Consider the following 17,118-nt stretch of genomic DNA (forward strand, 5'->3'; position numbering starts at 1 on the left):
CGAGGATAAAAAGTGAACGTTCTTTGAACGTGTATGTTTTCCTAGGCTACTATCTGATACAATACACGAGAGGTGATTTGCATGTTAAATATACGTACCTATCCACTTGGACCATTACAAACGAATTGTTATGTCGTTTCAAATAAGGATAAAGAATGTTTAGTATTTGATCCAGGTGAAGAAGGATTAAAATTAATCAAAGAATTGAAGAAAATGCAGCTAAAACCAATAGCGATTGTTTTAACACATGCTCATTTTGATCATATAGGAGCAGTGGATGCTGTTAGAGATGAATTTAAAGTTCCTGTTTATATTCATCAGGCCGAAAAAGATTGGTTAACGAACCCTCTTAAAAATGGTTCATCAAGATTTAATGAACTGCCTAATATATCTGGAAAACCAGCCGATATCTTAATTGATGAAGAATCTACTCTTGAAATCGGTACTTTCTCTTTTCACGTCATCCATACTCCTGGTCATTCTCCAGGTAGTTTAACATTTTGGTTTAAACATGATGAATTTGCAATCGTTGGAGATACTTTATTCCAAGGAAGTATAGGACGAACCGATCTTCCCAATGGAGATGAAAAAGTATTAATGAAATCGATTCATGAAAAAATATTGACACTTCCAGAACAAACTATGTGTTATCCTGGTCACGGTTACCCAACTACACCGGAAGAAGAAATGAATCATAACCCTTTTTTAAACGGCTTTTAACAAAATAAAACAGCTTGCATCATATGATGCAAGCTGTTTTTTTGTTTTTGATTAATGCCCTGCTCCTGGTACGTGTATAAACGTTGTATAGTACGTGAAGCCTGCAAAGAAGATTGTTAAGTAAGCTCCAAAAATATAGATATACATACGTTCTGTAAGGTTCAAGAACCCTAGAAGAAGGAATAATCCAGTGTTCGCTAACATTAATAAAGAAGCTTCTGTCATATCACCTAAATGAAACATAACTGCAAAAATACCTGTCCAGAAACCCATAACTTTATACATATTGTTCATGAGTAGTTCCTCCTTTAAAAAACCATACAATAATCTCTTACTTATTATAAATGATTCTAATCGAAAATGTAAACTCTAGATTGCCTATAGATTGTGACAAACCAGTGTAGAGTGAATATTTTTAATCTAATTTGAATGAGTTTGTTTAAATTGGCTGTTTTAATAGGGTCCTTGAAATCAATTTAAGTCATAAAAATCAGGCTTATACAAATTAAAAAGCAAAGTCCAAAATTTTATTTATAATTACTGAACAATTAACGTGACAAAACATATACAAATGTTGTACAGTATGTATAACGTAAAAATAATGAAATGGAGGAATTAGAAATGAATCCTGTTACATTCTTTACTTATCCATCATGTACATCATGTCGTAAAACAAAAAAATGGTTGGTTGCAAATAACGTGGAGTTTAAGGAAAGACATCTATTCCGCCAAACTCCAACTGCTGAAGAATTATATTCTTTGTTATCATTAACAACTGAAGGACTTGATGAAATATTAGCTACAAGAAGTCAGTCATTTAAAGACCTAAATGTAGAAATAGAAGATCTACCACTTTCACAAGTTGTAGAATTGATTATTCAAGATCCAAAATTATTGAGACGTCCAATTATTTCAGATGGAAAACGCTTAGTAGTGGGGTATCAACCGGAACATTTAAAAAGTTTTATAAGCAAAATTAAATTTTCTGAAGCTGTATAATAGGTAAAATAAAAATTTCCTGCCATAAAAGGTAGGAAATTTTTATTTTAAGGAAAAAGCTTCCATTTAAAACGAGCAGCAAGTATAATTCTCACAACAGACGAAGAGCGGTCATCGTCTGTTTTGGATGATTGGTAAATATATGGTGATTGAGTTTAATATTATCGAACAAAAATGTCTCAAGTTGTTAAAACGAGGACTTTTGTCCAATGCCTCTGATATACATCTTGTTCCTAATCCCGATATGTATACTATTTATTTTAGACAACACTCAAATTTGATTCCTGCAGGTAAGCTTCACCTGGATATAGGAGATCGAATTATTTCATACTTCAAATTTTTATCCTCTCTCGATATTAGTGAGAAACGAAAACCTCAAAGTGGTTCATTCGAACAAAACATTTCCGATAAAAAATGTTCTTTTAGAGTATCAACACTTCCAACGATTCAAAACAAAGAAAGTCTTGTCATTCGTATGCAATTACATGACGAAACAAGACCCTTACATGAATTAATGGTAGAACCAGCAGACGCAATTGTTTTCCAAGAACTTATGAAGGAAAAACAAGGATTAATTTGTCTGACTGGTCCTACTGGTTGTGGTAAAACGACCACCATGTATTCATTGACAAGTTATAGTTCACACCAGTTAAACCGTCATGTTATATCGCTTGAAGATCCAGTCGAAAATAATCAGTCTCATTTACTTCAAATCCAAGTGAATGAACGATCAGGTGTTACCTATTCAGCTGGATTAAAAGCTATTTTAAGGCATTCACCTGATGTCATTATGATTGGTGAAATCCGTGATGTCGAAACTGCACGAGCAGCAATACAAGCTGCATTAACAGGACACTTGGTCTTAACAACTGTACATTCCAAAAATACGGTAGGTTGTCTATTTAGATTAATGGATTTAGGGATAACCATAGATGAATTACAACAAGCCCTTGTTTGTGTCTCTTCTCAACAATTACTCACAAGATTTGAGGTGCAGAACGATGGGGAGCGGGAAGCAAGTCGCAGCTCTATATATGAAGTGTTGCATGGCGAAACACTTCATCAAGCAATGGCAACGATTAAAGCAGGAGAAATATTTACTATTCCTCCCCATTTAACTCTCAGAGCAAAAATAGAGAAAGCTTTTAAAAGTGGTGAATTTCAAGTAGGCGGATTTGAATATGGCTAAACAAGATCAAATTCCTAAAAAACTTCAGAGTCAGTTTTTATTGAGATTGTCTAACTTATTAGAGGAGGGATATACCTTTCATTCATCTCTATTAATGTTACTGCCATATCATGTTAAGCATGAGCACGAAGTCTCTAGAAAGATAGAGGAAACCTTTAGAAATGGTAACGGAGTCGTTGAGATATTTATATTATTAGGTATTTCTGTAGATTACCTTCTTCCAATTGAAATGGCTGAGTCTCATGGTAGGTTAAATATCGCTATAGGAACACTTCAAAGGCATATTTCGATGAAAGAACGTGCAAAGAAGAGTTTAAAGAAAATCATGATATACCCATTATTTTTATTCATTATACTTGGTGGTTTGTTTATAGCTTTTAGAACTTATTTTCTTCCTAATATGAAGACTTTGGTGGCTTCTAGGCAGTCTGCTGATCAAGATGAAATATTGAATTGGACAAACACATTACTGCACGTTCCCGATATGTTAATTTTGATAACCATAGGGGGCTTCTTAATATATTTTCTTTTTCATCAATGGTTAAAAAGAAAATCATTTGAATTTCAGTTAAAAACACTTAAAAAAGCACCTTATTTTTCAAGTTGGATGAAGATATTTTGGACAAGATCATTTGCGCAAGAATTAGGTACGTTATTAGCCAGCGGTATTTCTCTCTTTAAAGCTTTAGACCTTTTAAGAACTCAAACAAATCAGCCCTTTATTCAAGTGATTAGCATACAAATATACCAAGCGATTAGCCTTGGTGAAAGTGTCGAAAAAGCCGTAACAATCGCTGGTTGTTTCTTAAAAGAGTTTCCAGCTTATATTTCGCATGGAGAAGCGAGTGGTCATTTAGCAAAGGAATTATTAATATTTAGTGACCTACTAACAGAACAAATTGAAAATAAGGTAACAAAAAATTTGGCGTTTGTTCAGCCCATTCTATTTGGAATACTAGCAATTTGTATATTAGGCGCATACTTATCAATTTTACTTCCTGTTTACGGAATGATCGATTTTATTTAGGAGGAACATATGAAAAAATTTAGAAATCAGTTTGGATTTACCTTAATTGAAATGATGGTTGTATTATTAATTATTTCTGTGCTCATTTTAATCGCTATTCCAAATGTAACAAAACATTCTGCGACTATTGATCAGAAGGGTTGTCAAGCATATGTGAAAATGGTTCAAGGACAAGTAGAAGCATACCGGATGGAATTGAATGGAGTTCCAACGGTGCAAAATTTGGTTGATACAGAGTATTTAAATGCTGATCAAATCACTTGTCCTGATGGGAGTACGCTTTCAATTGATTCCTCTGGTGTAGTTAGTTCAATAGATGTAATTGAATAGTCGTGGATATACTCTCCTAGAAGTTTTGCTCGTTTTAAGTATTGTAGGAACAATCACAATGAGCGTGATCTTTATGAGTAATTCTTATTTTGAAAAGAAAGCTTTTTCTTTGTTTATGAATCAATTTAAGTTGGATATTTACAATATGCAAAATTATTCAATCGTAAATAGTTCACAAACAGAACTTGTATTTGGGAATAATGGAACTACCTATACTACTAGGAAATCATATTTTGAGCCTATTGTTCATAGGAGTTTGCCGAAAGGAATCAAACTCTCAACTAAAAGTACATTAAAAAGTATTGCATTTAACCCGAATGGTTCAATCGTAAATTTTGGTACTTTAACTTTCGATACAACAGATTCAATAAAAACGGTGAGAATATATATAGGAAAAGGAAAGATGACAGTTGAGGAATGAAAAAGGATTTTCATTTGCAGAAGCAATGTTGACTTTGACTGTAACGATGGTGATATTTGGCTCGCTGCTACCAACCAGTTATCGAATGTTCGCTAAGTTAAACGATCAAAAAATCAGTGTCCATTTAGCCTACACATCACATCAAGCTGCTATCGCACGGGGACACGGAATCCTAACGGGAAACCGAGTTATGGATAAAGTGAATTATTCATGGACATGGGAAGAGAGATTGCTTTGCATTAATTACACAAAAACAGAGAATACTTATCAATCATGCGAAAATTATTAACAAGCAATGGGTATACATTCGTCGATGCTTTGGTTCAAATCATGCTATTCTTACTTTTTTCCAATATGATTTTCTTCTACTTTGAATGGCTAAAAGATTCCGAGAAGTATTTGACTCATACAGAAGAAATGGAATTTGAAATGTTTTCACTAGATGTTTTACCGTATTTAATAAATTTACAACATGTAGAGGAACAGCCAAATAGTGTTGGAATACGATTTCGACAGTCCGAAGAAGAATTCGATATTGAGTTTTCAGGGAATTTAATCCGCAAACAAAAAAATAGATTAGGCCATGAACCTATGTTGTTACATATAACTAAGAGCCAGTTTCAACTAAATGGTAAAAAATTAAAGATAGCTGTTGAATTTGAAAGTGGATTAAAGAAGGAACGTGTTTATGAACTTTCATTTGCTGAGGAATGAAAAAGGAATTCTTTTGCCTGCTGCATTGATTTTACTATTTGTGATCAGTGGTTTACTGATTGTTTTTGTAGGGGCTTATGTAACCCAAATGGGAATTTATGAAATGTTGGAAAGTCGCTATATATCTGCTACGATAGTACAAATGGAAAATCAAGAATAAAAATGATTCGATGATCCGTAATAAGCGGGGTATAGTATGAGAAAAATTTATTTAGTCGGTTTCATGGGTAGTGGGAAGAGTGCGATCGGTAGAAGGTTAAGTTTTTTGTTGAAAATTCCCTACTATGATATGGATCAAGAAATTGTGAAAAAAGTAGGGATGTCTATTCCAGATATATTTAGGGAATATGGGGAGCCGTTCTTTAGGGAGCAAGAGAGAGCGTTTTTGAAAACATTTCGAGATGAGTGGTGTATTGTGTCAACTGGCGGTGGGGTTGCAATTGATGCATTAAATAGGAGACTCATGAGGCAAACGGGTTTAGTTCTATTTCTGGATGCAACGTTTCCTGACATTTGGAAACGGATTCACAAAGATGTGAATAGACCCATTGTACAAGCTTCCACTAAAGAGGAGTTAGAATCACTTTATACTTACAGAAAGCGTTTCTACAAATCTGTTGCTCATATAACAATTAGAACGGAAGGCCGTTCATTGAGACAAATAACTGAATATGCTGCTTTTCAAGTAAATAGACTAAAAGGCGAATGAATATCTAGATTATTAGGTAATTGTTCGTGAATGGATGTTGTAGTAAAAAAGATTGCGCTTTCCTTGTGTTCAATGTTAGGATATAGACAAAGCGGTAAACGCTTTATGTACATTGAATTTTTTATATTCCAAAACAATTGTTTTGGGGCGGATGAGTATACGGGGAGAGAACGCAAATAGCGTCGCCGAAGGAGCAAGTTAAATAACGAATCTCTCAGGCAAAAAGACTCGTATAGGACGCATCTCTGGAGAATGCTATATCTATATATAGCTACCAAAGAGGAAAGCCGATTTCAGGTAAACTTTCAGGTGCCAGGACAGAGAATCCCTTTAATAAGGGGATTCTCTGTCTTTTTTTTGTACTGATTAGGAAACATAAGTTTACAGATTTCAGTATTAGAGAAAATTAGTTTGAATCAATTTTGGTACTAGTTTTTTCTAGTATGGATACGAGAATGTAAGTGTAGGAAGATCAACAAACAAAAACAACATCGTGTGCAATAAACATGTATTCTTTGTTTTTTGATTATTGTGTTAAAAAAGGAGGAAATGAAAATGTCAGAGCAATTACAACGTACTCCCTTGTTCGACGTATATGCATCATATGGTGGGAAAACAATTGATTTTGGTGGCTGGGAGTTACCAGTACAATTTTCTAGCATTAAATTAGAACATGAAGCGGTTCGTACAAAAGCGGGATTATTTGATGTATCTCATATGGGTGAAATCATTGTAAAAGGTGAAGATAGTTTGTCATATTTACAGCGCATATTAACGAATGATTTGTCGAAGCTACAAGATGGACAAGCGATGTATTCTGCGATGTGTTATGAAGATGGTGGTACAGTAGACGATTTATTAGTTTATAAAATTGCTCAGCATCATTACCTTTTGGTTGTAAATGCCTCTAACATTGAGAAAGACTTTGAATGGATGAAAGGTTTCTTATTCGGTGATTTGTCAGTTTCGAACGTGTCTGATTCTTATGGTCAAATAGCATTTCAAGGACCTTTAGCGGAAACTGTTTTACAAAGATTAACGAAAGAAGACCTTTCAGAAATAACATTTTTTAAATTTAAAACACAAGTGAAAATAGGCGAATATGAATACCTTGTTTCAAGAACAGGTTACACAGGTGAAGATGGCTTTGAAATCTACGGAGATCCACAAGAAGTTAAAGCTTTATGGCACGAAATCTTAAAAGAAGGTAAGGATGACGGTGTTTTACCTTGTGGTTTAGGTGCACGTGATACATTGCGTTTTGAAGCTTGTTTAGCATTGTATGGCCAAGAACTTACAAAAGATATTTCTCCACTTGAAGCTGGCATTGGCTTTGCTGTGAAATTGAAGAAAGAGGATGACTTTATTGGACAGAAAGCGCTTGTCCAACAAAAAGAATCTGGCATTCCTCGTAAATTAGTGGGACTTGAAATGATTGATAAAGGGATTCCTCGTACTGGTTATCCAGTATTTATTAATAATGAAAAAATCGGTGAGATTACAACCGGTACGCAGTCACCAACATTAAAGAAAAATATTGGGTTAGGTTTAATCGATCTGAAATTCAGCGATCTTGGAACAGAAGTAGAAGTTGAGATTCGTGGAAAGCGTTTAAAAGCAGTAACAGTTGCGACACCATTTTATAAACGACAAAAATAATTGTTGGAAAGAGGTTGTGCCCGGATGAAACATCGTTACTTACCAATGACAGAGCAAGACCAAAAAGATATGTTAGATACAATTGGAGTTTCTTCTATAGATGAGTTATTTTCAGATATACCTGAAAAAGTAAGATTTAAAGGTCAATATAATATTAAACCAGCTAAGTCTGAATCATCTCTACTAAAAGAACTATCTCAAATGGCTGCCAAAAATGCAGATAACAAAACGTATGCTTCGTTTTTAGGAGCAGGTGTTTACGATCACTATAAACCGATTATTGTAGATCACGTTATTTCTCGTTCTGAATTTTATACGGCATATACGCCTTACCAACCAGAAATTTCTCAAGGTGAACTTCAAGCAATCTTTGAATTTCAAACAATGATTTGTGAGTTGACGGGAATGGATTTAGCCAACTCTTCCATGTATGACGGTGGTACAGCTTTGGCTGAAGCAGGAATGCTAGCAGCTGGTCATACTAAGCGTAAAAAGCTATTAATTTCAGGTGCAGTTAATCCGGAATCTCAAGACGTAGTGCGTATGTATGCTTTAGGACAATCGATTGAAGTCGTTCAAATTCCAACTAAAGATGGCGTTACAGATATTGATGCACTTAACGAGTTAATTGATGATAATACAGCAGCTGTGCTTGTTCAATATCCAAACTTTTATGGTCAAGTTGAGGATTTACGTAAAGTTGAAACAGTAACTCACGAAGCGAAAGCCTTAATGGTTGTTTCTTCTAATCCACTGTCACTTGGTATTTTAACTTCACCAGGTAAACTTGGTGCTGACATTGTAGTCGGGGATGCTCAACCATTTGGAATCTCTGAATCATTTGGGGGACCACATTGCGGTTATTTTGCAGTTACTACGAAGTTAATGCGTAAAGTTCCAGGACGTTTAGTTGGTGAAACAACAGATGAAGTTGGACGTAGAGGATTTGTCTTAACATTACAAGCTCGTGAACAACATATTCGTCGTGATAAAGCAACTTCCAATATATGTTCGAACCAAGCACTAAATGCATTAGCAGCTTCTGTAGCAATGACTGCTCTTGGTAAAAAAGGTGTTCAAGAAATTGCGACTCAAAATATTTTAAAAACGAATTATGCTAAAAAAGCTTTCGAAGCTCAGGGGTTCGAAGTTGTATATCAAGGTCCTCATTTCAATGAAATCGTTGTTAAAGCAGATACCGATATCACTGTTCTAACAAAAGAACTGTTGAAAAAGGGTATTATCGGTGGATTTGATTTAGGTAAAGTTGATGATAAGTTAGCAGGACATGTATTAATCGCTGTTACTGAACAACGCACAAAAGAAGAAATCGATGCGCTTGTGCAAGAAATGGGGTCTTTCCGTGCATAAAGATAATCAACCACTAATTTTTGAAATTACAAAAGAGGGACGCGTAGGATATAGCTTACCTGAACTTGATATACCAGAAGTTGACTTAGCTTCATTATTACCTGACGGTTTATTACGAGAAGAGCTTGCTGAACTTCCCGAAGTATCAGAACTAGATATTATGCGTCATTATACAGCTCTTTCAAAAAGGAATCATGGAGTAGATTCAGGATTTTATCCTTTAGGTTCATGTACTATGAAATACAATCCGAAAATCAATGAGTCAGTTGCTCGATTCCCAGGCTTTGCAAATATTCATCCTTTACAAGATGAAGAAACGGTGCAAGGTGCTATGGAGTTAATGTATGATCTACAAGAACATTTAATTGAAATTACTGGAATGGATGAAGTTACACTTCAACCTGCTGCTGGTGCTCATGGAGAATGGACGGCTTTAATGATGATTCGTGCTTTCCATGAAGCGAATGGAGATACTCAGCGTACAAAAGTAATCGTGCCTGACTCTGCACATGGAACAAATCCAGCCTCAGCTACTGTTGCTGGTTTTGATACAATCACAGTAAAATCAGATGAAAACGGCTTAGTGGATTTAGAAGATTTAAAACGTGTGGTAGGAGATGATACTGCTGCATTAATGTTAACTAATCCAAATACACTAGGATTATTCGAAGAAAATATTTTAGAAATGGCTTCTATTATCCATGGTGTTGGTGGAAAGTTGTATTATGACGGAGCAAATTTAAACGCAGTTATGTCTAAAGCACGCCCTGGAGATATGGGCTTTGACTGCGTACATTTGAACTTGCATAAAACATTTACAGGTCCACATGGTGGTGGCGGCCCAGGTTCTGGTCCAGTAGGAGTAAAAAAAGATTTAATCCCGTTCTTACCAAAACCAGTTCTTGTGAAAACTGAAGAAGGATATGAGTTCGATTACAATCGACCGAAATCTATTGGACGTGTTAAACCCTTCTATGGCAACTTTGGAATCAATGTACGTGCATACACGTATATTCGTTCAATGGGTCCAGATGGCTTGAAAGCAATTACTGAATATGCTGTTTTAAATGCGAATTATATGATGCGTAGACTTCAGCCTCATTTTGACTTACCTTATGATCGTCATTGTAAACACGAATTTGTGTTAAGTGGTCGACGTCAAAAGAAACTGGGTGTTCGTACACTTGATATGGCAAAACGATTGCTTGATTTCGGCTATCATCCACCAACCATTTACTTCCCATTAAACGTGGAAGAGGCTATGATGATTGAGCCAACTGAAACTGAGTCAAAAGAAACGTTGGATGCATTTATCGATGCAATGATTCAAATTGCAAAAGAAGTTGAAGAAACACCAGAAATTGTTCAGCAAGCGCCTCATACAACGGTTATTAAACGTTTAGATGAGACGAAAGCTGCTCGTACACCTGTGTTACGTTTTAAAAAAGATTAAAAACAAAAAGAGAGCTCTAATATGAGCTCTCCTTAAACTGTAAACAAACTCGTGAAAGATAGTTTGTTTACAGTTTTTTTTAATGAATGAATTGACTGGTTTCTGGTGGCTCGTGACAAATTACCCAATTGCAATCGGTCGATAAATTCATTTCTTTTTGTTGCGACTAGTGATGAGTTAATTTAATCAGTAAGGAACCTCATACTAAGATGACATGCTCATTGGCGTTTGATAGTACTTATAAAGTTCAAAATGAAAAAACGTTGCATCGCAATGCTTGTATAGATACCCGGGAATATGAATACATGCAAAAAAAGATTATCTCTCAGTCGCTAAATGACTTTTGAGATAACCCTTTGAGTGTTATTATTTTGCTTTGATTTTACCAGTCCATTGACGGAAGCCGCCTTGTAACTGATAAATTTGGTTGTATCCTTTTTTCTTTAAGAACAAAGCAGTTCGGGCGCTTCTTGCACTGTTTTGGCAATATAAGTAAACTGGTTTGTCAGAGCGGATCTCTTTGTAACGTTGACGCATTTGTGAAGAAGGAATATTACGTGCTCCTAAAATATGACCACCGTCATATTCTTTTGGTTCACGAACATCCACTAGTTGAGCTTTGCGATAACCTTCGATAAACTGCTCTTGTGTTAAACCAGAAACAGCTTTCTTTAAACGAAATGAAGATACTAAAAAATAAACAATCAAACCGAATAAACCGGCTGCGATAATATACAAGTATTCCACGAATTGTTCCCCTCTCTCTCTATTTATATTATAAAAGAAAGTATAGCCACAATTCAATGTGTTTGTTAATATGTATTTCATTGTAAGGAGGAATCGTGATGTCAAAATCAACTTGGTTTTTTATAAATTCTGGAGCATGTAGCCCTTCATTCAATATGGCACTAGATGAAGCATTGCTAGATTGGCACAGTGCTGGTGAAATTCCTCCAGTTGTCCGATTTTATGAATGGAATCCTGCCACTTTATCGATTGGGTATTTCCAAAATGTTGAGAAAGAAATTGATTTAGAGCAACTAAAAGCACATAATCTTGGATTTGTGCGAAGACCAACCGGTGGTCGAGGTGTTCTACATGAGCATGAGTTAACTTATAGCATCATCGTTAGTGAAGAGTATCCAAACATGCCTGCAACGGTCACGGAGGCTTACCGTGTGTTAAGCGAAGGTTTGTTAATAGGTTTTCAAAAACTTGGTTTAGATGCATACTTTTCTGTACCGGATACAGATGAAAAGAAGAGTGCATTAAAAAATCCTAAAAGCGCTGTATGCTTTGATGCACCTTCTTGGTATGAATTAGTAGTAGAAGGAAAAAAAGTTGCTGGTAGTGCGCAAACACGACAAAAGGGTGTTATTTTACAACATGGTGCAATTTTGCTGGATCTTGACGCGGATAAACTCGTTTCTTTATTTAAATATCCTTCTGAACAAGTAAAAGAAAGAATTCGAAAAAGTTTACCCGAGAAAGCTGTCGCAATTAATCGATTAAGAGAAAAACCAGCAAATATGGAAGAATGTATTCAGGCATTTAAACAAGGATTTGAAGAAGGTTTAAATATTCATCTTGAAGAATTTACTTTATCAGATGCTCAAATTAACTATGTGAAATCACTCGAGGCTAGTCGTTACGCTAATGACGAGTGGACTTATCGAAAATAATGGGTAAAAAGATTTATTTTTGAGAATAAATTGATTCTATTATCCTATAGACGTTGGGTATGTATGTTCGATGCTCACTCTTAATCATTTGAATAAAACATCCATATATAGTATCTTATTAAATATCGAATACACTATATATTGTGTTTGCGTTGTTTAATGTTTAGAGGAGGAATTTAAATGGTCATTGTAAAAAAACAAAACAATTTTTCAGTAAATGTTGAAGCTTTAAATCAAGATATTGCTGCATTTCCGCAGGTTCACCCAATAAGTAGTGAAATGAAAATAACTCATAAGGGTGTTTCAAGGTTAGTTATGATTGATCGTTACTCCTTTAAAGATACAAAAAAGCAAACGCTAAAAGTTGGAGATTTTGTCGTATTAACCGTTAAAGAAGATCCGAAATTTCCAGCACGAGGTCTTGGGTATATCGTTTCAATCGATAAAGCATCAAACAAAGCAGAAGTATTGATTGAAGAAGATTACCGCAGCGCTATTGATGATGTAGACGAACAAGCTACAGGAATTGTTAAACGTTCAATTCATGTCATTGAAAAACCACTTGAAGTTTTTTATGAACAAATTGCCATGCGAAATGCCACTGGTTTGGCTTCTGTAGAAACTACACAAGAGAAAAAGACAGAGTGGTTTAATAAATTTTATAAGCAATTAGTTGAATTGAAATTCATACCAGCTGGTCGTGTCATTTATGGTGCTGGTGCAGAAACAGATGTAACTTACTTTAATTGTTATGTTATGCCTTTCGTACCAGATTCGCGTGAAGGTATCTCTGATCATCGAAAACAAGTAATGGAAATTATGAGTCGTGGTGGTGGGGTAGGTACAAATGGTTCTACCTTACGTCCGCGTAATACGTTAGCTAAAGGAGTAAACGGCAAATCATCTGGTTCCGTTTCTTGGTTAGACGATATTGCCAAACTTACTCATTTAGTTGAACAAGGTGGTAGCCGTCGTGGAGCACAAATGATTATGCTGGCAGACTGGCATCCAGATATTGCAGAATTTATTATTTCTAAAATGCAAAACCCAAGAATTTTAAGATTCTTAATTGAAAATACAGAAGATGAAACAATCCGTTTACTTGCGAAAGAGAAATTAAAATTTAAGCCTTTAACACATCAGGAAGAATCTATGTATCAAGGGATTATTAATTACAAGACGATTCCTGGTCACGGTGGATTTAACGAATCCATCATTCGTGATGCTGAAACAAAGATTAATGATGGTGGTACATACAGTGTCCATAATTCTGAGTTTTTAACTGGTGCTAATATTTCTGTTACATTAACAGATGATTTCATGAAAGCAGTTGAAGCAGATGGCGAACACGCTCTTCGTTTCCCTGCGGTTGAAGAGTATACATCTGAACAAATGGCTGAGTATAATGAAAAGTGGCATGAAATTGGTGATGTACGTGAGTGGGAGAAGTTAGGTCACGGGGTAAGAACTTACCGTATGATGAAAGCAAAAGAATTATGGAAATTAATAAATATCTGTGCAACATATTCTGCAGAACCAGGCATTTTCTTTATTGACAATGCAAATGATATGACGAATGCAAAAGCATATGGTCAACAAGTAGTTGCAACCAATCCATGTGGAGAACAACCATTAGCACCTAATTCTGTTTGTAATTTAGCTGCTGTTAATTTAGCTCAATTTGCAAATAAAGAAAACAAAACTGTTGATTTTGAAGCACTAAAAGAAACTGTTCAAGTTGGAGTTAGAATGCAAGATAATGTCATTGATGCTACTCCTTATTTCTTAGAAGATAATCGCAAACAAGCTCTTGGTGAACGCCGTGTTGGTTTAGGTGTTATGGGCTTAGCTGATTTGCTTATATATTGTGAAAAAGAATATGGATCGGTTGAAGGAAATCGATTGGTTGATCAAATTTTTGAAACGATCGCTGTCGCTGCATATGAAACATCTGCAGAATTGGCTACTGAAAGAGGAAGCTTTCCATTCTTAGAAGGTTCTACGGTAGAAGAGACTAATCGATTAAGACAAGCGTTTATTGAGACTGGGTTTATGAAGAAAATGCCTGAAGATATCCGCAGTAAAATTCTAGCAAGTGGTATCCGTAATTCACATCTATTAACTGTTGCTCCAACCGGTTCAACAGGAACTATGGTTGGTGTTGCAACTGGATTAGAACCATATTTCTCATTTACGTATTACCGCAGTGGAAGACTTGGAAAATTCATAGAAGTCAAAGCTGATATCGTACAGGATTATTTAGCAGCAAATCCTAATGCTAGTGAAGAAAATCTACCTGAGTGGTTTGTCACAGCAATGGAACTTGCACCTGAAGCTCATGTGGATGTTCAATGTATTATTCAACGTTGGATTGATAGTTCGATATCAAAAACGGTGAATGCTCCGAGAGGATATACAGTAGAACAAGTTCAAAAAGTGTATGAACGTTTATATAAGGGTGGAGCTAAAGGCGGTACGGTATATGTTGATGGAAGTCGAGATGCACAAGTTTTAACATTGAAAGCAGAAGAAAATATTGTGGACGAGCATTACCATGAAGAAAAAGTGATGAAAAATCGTCCAGTTGTTTTAATTGATACGATTCAAGATTTACGCTCGACCAATGTAACAATTGGTTCAGAAGTTGGAAATACTTGTCCTGTTTGTCGAACTGGAACAGTAGAAGAGATGGGCGGATGTAATACGTGTACAAATTGTAATGCTCAATTAAGATGCGGATTATAATACGATTAAAATACACCTTGTTGCTTTTAAAGCGACAAGGTGTATTTATTTTGCCGAAAATGATTAGGCATTGCAATGTTCGTCAAAAACTAATCGAAAAGGAGATGTTGTACATGGATAAAAAAGCTTATCTCGTCATTTCAGCCGTAACTGCTTTCATTTTTACAATTGTTTTGTTGTTTTTGAAGACGTTTAAATTTATATCTTGGAACCCCACAGGTTGGTCAAAAAAATATCAATTATTCACAGAAACTCACATTTCAATTAAGTGGATCATACTTGGTTGTGTATTATTTCTATTCATATTGTGCCTATTGAAGTTACTTTCTTATACTAAAAACATACATCCATTGTTAACATCTATCGTGTTAGGAATATGTCTTTGGATAGGAGTTGAGTGGATGATTGCTACGGACTTTTCTTTTTTAAAAAAATCAGCCATTCCTTTTATGGCTATCGTTTTAATCTTTACTCAAGCATTAGCTGAAACGGCTGTGTACTATGGAAGAGTTGTACATCAAGGGAATTGAAATAGGTTGCCCTCTCATTCGGTTATGCTAAAATAAAAGAGTGCATACATATAGGAGGGTTTCTGAATGAAAATTCTATGCCTAAATGGCCCTAATTTAAATAGATTGGGTAAGAGAGAACCTGCAGTCTATGGAAGAGAAACCTTAACTGACATTGAAAACTCTCTTATTCAATATGGGAAACAACATCAAGTAAACATAAGTTGTTTTCAGTCTAACCATGAAGGTCAATTAATTGATTGGATTCATGAAGCCGAAGATAACGGTGTAAAAGGAATTATACTCAATCCAGGGGCTTACACACATACGAGCTATGCAATAAGGGATGCAATTGCGTCCATTACTATTCCTGTGATTGAGGTTCATATTTCAAATATACATAAGAGAGAAGCCTTCAGACATATATCCGTCCTAGCAGCAGTGTGTGAGGGTCAAATCAGCGGACTGGGTTCATTTGGGTATCAGTTAGCTCTAGAAACATTCATAAAGAGAAATGGGGAATTGTAATGGAGAAATTACGTAAACTTCGTCAAAGTTTCGCTGAACATAATATTGAGGCGATTCTACTAACAAGTGAATATAACCGTCGTTATATAACTGGTTTTACTGGCACAGCAGGGGTAGCGATTATTACTCAAGAACATGCCGTTTTTATCACGGATTTTAGATATACTCAACAAGCTCAAAAAGAACTTGTAGGGTTTGAAATCGTCCAACACTCGAAGCCGATAATGGAAGAAGTCGGAGCACAATTAGAAAAAATGAATATCAAATCAGTCGGTTTTGAAAAAGATCATATGAGCTATGCGATGTTTGAAATCTATCAAAAAGCGATCAAAGCAGATTTAATTCCTGTATCTGGCTTGGTTGAAAAAATCCGCTTGATTAAGACTGAGCAAGAGATTAAGATATTAAAGGCAGCAGCAAACATTGCAGACGCTGCATTTGAACATATTATCACGTATATCAAACCTGGTAAAACGGAGCTTGAAGTCTCAAATGAATTAGAATTCTTTATGAGAAAACAAGGAGCTAGTTCTTCATCTTTCGATATTATCGTAGCTTCAGGACTTCGTTCAGCATTACCTCATGGTGTAGCAACGGATAAAATTATTGAAACTGGTGACTTTGTTACTTTAGACTTTGGAGCGTTATACAACGGGTATGTATCTGATTTAACTCGTACGGTTTCTGTTGGAGAGCCTTCAAATGAATTAAAAGAGATTTACCAAATTGTTCTTGATGCTCAATTAAAATCTTTAGCAGAAATCAAACCAGGTATGTCAGGTATTGAAGCTGATGCTGTTGCGCGCGACTATATTAAAGCAAAAGGTTTTGGAGATGCATTTGGTCATTCACTAGGACATGGCATTGGTCTAGAAGTACATGAAGGTCCTGGTTTATCATTCCGATCTGAAACGATTTTAGAAGAGGGAATGGTTATCACCATTGAACCAGGAATTTATGTTCCGGAAATCGGTGGCGTACGTATCGAAGATGATACAATTGTTACATCTTCGGGTAATGAGAAATTAACACATTCAACAAAAGAATTACTTATTTTATAGA

General features: G+C 35.5%; 20 protein-coding genes and 1 riboswitch. Of the genes, 18 read left to right on the forward strand and 2 right to left on the reverse strand.

What is annotated here, in order from left to right; translation table 11 throughout:
• The first annotated feature begins 81 nt into the window (after window positions 1–81).
• Entirely contained in the window at window positions 82–720 is a 639-nt protein-coding gene (locus ACHUE4_RS02685) for an MBL fold metallo-hydrolase (protein WP_394187749.1), read from the forward strand.
• Window positions 721–771: 51 nt separating this feature from the next.
• Here the strand turns inward: ACHUE4_RS02685 and ACHUE4_RS02690 are convergent, their stop codons facing one another.
• Window positions 772–1,014, reverse strand: coding sequence for a DUF2626 family protein (locus tag ACHUE4_RS02690; RefSeq protein ID WP_394187750.1), 243 nt, complete (start codon window positions 1,012–1,014; stop codon window positions 772–774).
• 327 nt (window positions 1,015–1,341) lie between these two features.
• Here ACHUE4_RS02690 and ACHUE4_RS02695 point away from each other — a divergent pair, with 327 nt between their 5' ends.
• The 12 genes from ACHUE4_RS02695 (at window position 1,342) to gcvPB (ending at window position 10,592) form a co-directional block, all read left to right on the forward strand.
• Complete coding sequence (locus tag ACHUE4_RS02695; protein ID WP_394187751.1) at window positions 1,342–1,719, forward strand: Spx/MgsR family RNA polymerase-binding regulatory protein; 378 nt, start codon at window positions 1,342–1,344, stop codon at window positions 1,717–1,719.
• A 142-nt stretch (window positions 1,720–1,861) separates the two neighbouring features.
• On the forward strand, window positions 1,862–2,908 hold the full coding sequence (comGA, locus tag ACHUE4_RS02700) for a competence type IV pilus ATPase ComGA (RefSeq protein WP_394187752.1): 1,047 nt from the start codon (window positions 1,862–1,864) through the stop codon (window positions 2,906–2,908).
• Window positions 2,901–3,935 carry a competence type IV pilus assembly protein ComGB gene (gene comGB, locus ACHUE4_RS02705; RefSeq protein ID WP_394187753.1) on the forward strand — a complete coding sequence of 345 codons (1,035 nt, stop codon included), beginning with the start codon at window positions 2,901–2,903 and terminating at the stop codon, window positions 3,933–3,935. Before comGA ends, comGB begins: the two co-directional genes overlap by 8 nt.
• Window positions 3,936–3,944: 9 nt before the next feature.
• Complete coding sequence (gene comGC / locus ACHUE4_RS02710) at window positions 3,945–4,265, forward strand: competence type IV pilus major pilin ComGC (protein WP_394187754.1); 321 nt, start codon at window positions 3,945–3,947, stop codon at window positions 4,263–4,265.
• Window positions 4,258–4,686: a competence type IV pilus minor pilin ComGD gene (gene comGD / locus ACHUE4_RS02715; protein ID WP_394187755.1), complete on the forward strand. Its 429-nt coding sequence runs from the start codon at window positions 4,258–4,260 to the stop codon at window positions 4,684–4,686. The genes comGC and comGD overlap by 8 nt, the downstream gene beginning before the upstream one ends.
• Window positions 4,676–4,975 carry a hypothetical protein gene (locus ACHUE4_RS02720; RefSeq protein WP_394187756.1) on the forward strand — a complete coding sequence of 100 codons (300 nt, stop codon included), beginning with the start codon at window positions 4,676–4,678 and terminating at the stop codon, window positions 4,973–4,975. Before comGD ends, ACHUE4_RS02720 begins: the two co-directional genes overlap by 11 nt.
• Window positions 4,960–5,400 carry a competence type IV pilus minor pilin ComGF gene (gene comGF, locus ACHUE4_RS02725; protein ID WP_394187757.1) on the forward strand — a complete coding sequence of 147 codons (441 nt, stop codon included), beginning with the start codon at window positions 4,960–4,962 and terminating at the stop codon, window positions 5,398–5,400. Before ACHUE4_RS02720 ends, comGF begins: the two co-directional genes overlap by 16 nt.
• Window positions 5,375–5,560: a hypothetical protein gene (locus ACHUE4_RS02730; protein ID WP_394187758.1), complete on the forward strand. Its 186-nt coding sequence runs from the start codon at window positions 5,375–5,377 to the stop codon at window positions 5,558–5,560. Before comGF ends, ACHUE4_RS02730 begins: the two co-directional genes overlap by 26 nt.
• 36 nt (window positions 5,561–5,596) lie before the next feature.
• The gene (locus ACHUE4_RS02735; protein WP_394187759.1) at window positions 5,597–6,109 is read left to right on the forward strand and encodes a shikimate kinase; all 513 of its coding nucleotides are present in this window, start codon (window positions 5,597–5,599) and stop codon (window positions 6,107–6,109) included.
• A gap of 151 nt (window positions 6,110–6,260) precedes the next feature.
• Window positions 6,261–6,349: riboswitch (glycine riboswitch) on the forward strand.
• A 315-nt stretch (window positions 6,350–6,664) separates the two neighbouring features.
• Window positions 6,665–7,768: a glycine cleavage system aminomethyltransferase GcvT gene (gene gcvT / locus ACHUE4_RS02740; RefSeq protein ID WP_394187760.1), complete on the forward strand. Its 1,104-nt coding sequence runs from the start codon at window positions 6,665–6,667 to the stop codon at window positions 7,766–7,768.
• 24 nt (window positions 7,769–7,792) lie between these two features.
• Window positions 7,793–9,139, forward strand: coding sequence for an aminomethyl-transferring glycine dehydrogenase subunit GcvPA (gene gcvPA, locus ACHUE4_RS02745; RefSeq protein ID WP_394187761.1), 1,347 nt, complete (start codon window positions 7,793–7,795; stop codon window positions 9,137–9,139).
• Window positions 9,102–10,592 carry an aminomethyl-transferring glycine dehydrogenase subunit GcvPB gene (gcvPB, locus tag ACHUE4_RS02750; protein ID WP_394187762.1) on the forward strand — a complete coding sequence of 497 codons (1,491 nt, stop codon included), beginning with the start codon at window positions 9,102–9,104 and terminating at the stop codon, window positions 10,590–10,592. The genes gcvPA and gcvPB overlap by 38 nt, the downstream gene beginning before the upstream one ends.
• Window positions 10,593–10,958: 366 nt before the next feature.
• On the opposite strand, the gene ACHUE4_RS02755 is transcribed toward gcvPB, so the two are convergent.
• The gene (locus tag ACHUE4_RS02755) at window positions 10,959–11,339 is read right to left on the reverse strand and encodes a rhodanese-like domain-containing protein (RefSeq protein ID WP_394187763.1); all 381 of its coding nucleotides are present in this window, start codon (window positions 11,337–11,339) and stop codon (window positions 10,959–10,961) included.
• A 98-nt stretch (window positions 11,340–11,437) separates the two neighbouring features.
• On the opposite strand from ACHUE4_RS02755, the gene ACHUE4_RS02760 reads away from it, so the two are divergent.
• From ACHUE4_RS02760 to ACHUE4_RS02780, 5 genes are all read left to right on the forward strand, one after another.
• Complete coding sequence (locus ACHUE4_RS02760) at window positions 11,438–12,274, forward strand: lipoate--protein ligase family protein (protein ID WP_394187764.1); 837 nt, start codon at window positions 11,438–11,440, stop codon at window positions 12,272–12,274.
• A 180-nt stretch (window positions 12,275–12,454) separates the two neighbouring features.
• Window positions 12,455–15,019, forward strand: a complete 2,565-nt coding sequence (locus tag ACHUE4_RS02765) for a vitamin B12-dependent ribonucleotide reductase (protein WP_394187765.1) — start codon at window positions 12,455–12,457, stop codon at window positions 15,017–15,019.
• Window positions 15,020–15,132: 113 nt separating this feature from the next.
• Window positions 15,133–15,549, forward strand: a complete 417-nt coding sequence (locus ACHUE4_RS02770; protein ID WP_394187766.1) for a hypothetical protein — start codon at window positions 15,133–15,135, stop codon at window positions 15,547–15,549.
• Window positions 15,550–15,615: 66 nt separating this feature from the next.
• Entirely contained in the window at window positions 15,616–16,056 is a 441-nt protein-coding gene (gene aroQ, locus ACHUE4_RS02775; protein WP_394187767.1) for a type II 3-dehydroquinate dehydratase, read from the forward strand.
• The gene (locus tag ACHUE4_RS02780) at window positions 16,056–17,117 is read left to right on the forward strand and encodes a M24 family metallopeptidase (RefSeq protein WP_394187769.1); all 1,062 of its coding nucleotides are present in this window, start codon (window positions 16,056–16,058) and stop codon (window positions 17,115–17,117) included. Before aroQ ends, ACHUE4_RS02780 begins: the two co-directional genes overlap by 1 nt.
• Window position 17,118 lies beyond the last annotated feature (1 nt).

This window comes from Paenisporosarcina quisquiliarum, assembly GCF_043641925.1.
GTDB lineage: Bacteria > Bacillota > Bacilli > Bacillales_A > Planococcaceae > Paenisporosarcina > Paenisporosarcina quisquiliarum_A.

Excerpts from the sequence above, each read along its gene's own strand:
- ACHUE4_RS02685 (WP_394187749.1), top strand. The coding sequence starts at position 82 with ATGTTAAATATACGTACCTATCCACTTGGACCATTACAAACGAATTGT.
- ACHUE4_RS02690 (WP_394187750.1), bottom strand. The coding sequence starts at position 1,014 with ATGAACAATATGTATAAAGTTATGGGTTTCTGGACAGGTATTTTTGCA.
- ACHUE4_RS02695 (WP_394187751.1), top strand. The coding sequence starts at position 1,342 with ATGAATCCTGTTACATTCTTTACTTATCCATCATGTACATCATGTCGT.
- comGA (WP_394187752.1), top strand. The coding sequence starts at position 1,862 with ATGGTGATTGAGTTTAATATTATCGAACAAAAATGTCTCAAGTTGTTA.
- comGB (WP_394187753.1), top strand. The coding sequence starts at position 2,901 with ATGGCTAAACAAGATCAAATTCCTAAAAAACTTCAGAGTCAGTTTTTA.
- comGC (WP_394187754.1), top strand. The coding sequence starts at position 3,945 with ATGAAAAAATTTAGAAATCAGTTTGGATTTACCTTAATTGAAATGATG.
- comGF (WP_394187757.1), top strand. The coding sequence starts at position 4,960 with ATGCGAAAATTATTAACAAGCAATGGGTATACATTCGTCGATGCTTTG.
- ACHUE4_RS02730 (WP_394187758.1), top strand. The coding sequence starts at position 5,375 with ATGAACTTTCATTTGCTGAGGAATGAAAAAGGAATTCTTTTGCCTGCT.
- ACHUE4_RS02735 (WP_394187759.1), top strand. The coding sequence starts at position 5,597 with ATGAGAAAAATTTATTTAGTCGGTTTCATGGGTAGTGGGAAGAGTGCG.
- gcvT (WP_394187760.1), top strand. The coding sequence starts at position 6,665 with ATGTCAGAGCAATTACAACGTACTCCCTTGTTCGACGTATATGCATCA.
- gcvPA (WP_394187761.1), top strand. The coding sequence starts at position 7,793 with ATGAAACATCGTTACTTACCAATGACAGAGCAAGACCAAAAAGATATG.
- gcvPB (WP_394187762.1), top strand. The coding sequence starts at position 9,102 with ATGCGCTTGTGCAAGAAATGGGGTCTTTCCGTGCATAAAGATAATCAA.
- ACHUE4_RS02760 (WP_394187764.1), top strand. The coding sequence starts at position 11,438 with ATGTCAAAATCAACTTGGTTTTTTATAAATTCTGGAGCATGTAGCCCT.
- ACHUE4_RS02765 (WP_394187765.1), top strand. The coding sequence starts at position 12,455 with ATGGTCATTGTAAAAAAACAAAACAATTTTTCAGTAAATGTTGAAGCT.
- ACHUE4_RS02770 (WP_394187766.1), top strand. The coding sequence starts at position 15,133 with ATGGATAAAAAAGCTTATCTCGTCATTTCAGCCGTAACTGCTTTCATT.
- aroQ (WP_394187767.1), top strand. The coding sequence starts at position 15,616 with ATGAAAATTCTATGCCTAAATGGCCCTAATTTAAATAGATTGGGTAAG.
- ACHUE4_RS02780 (WP_394187769.1), top strand. The coding sequence starts at position 16,056 with ATGGAGAAATTACGTAAACTTCGTCAAAGTTTCGCTGAACATAATATT.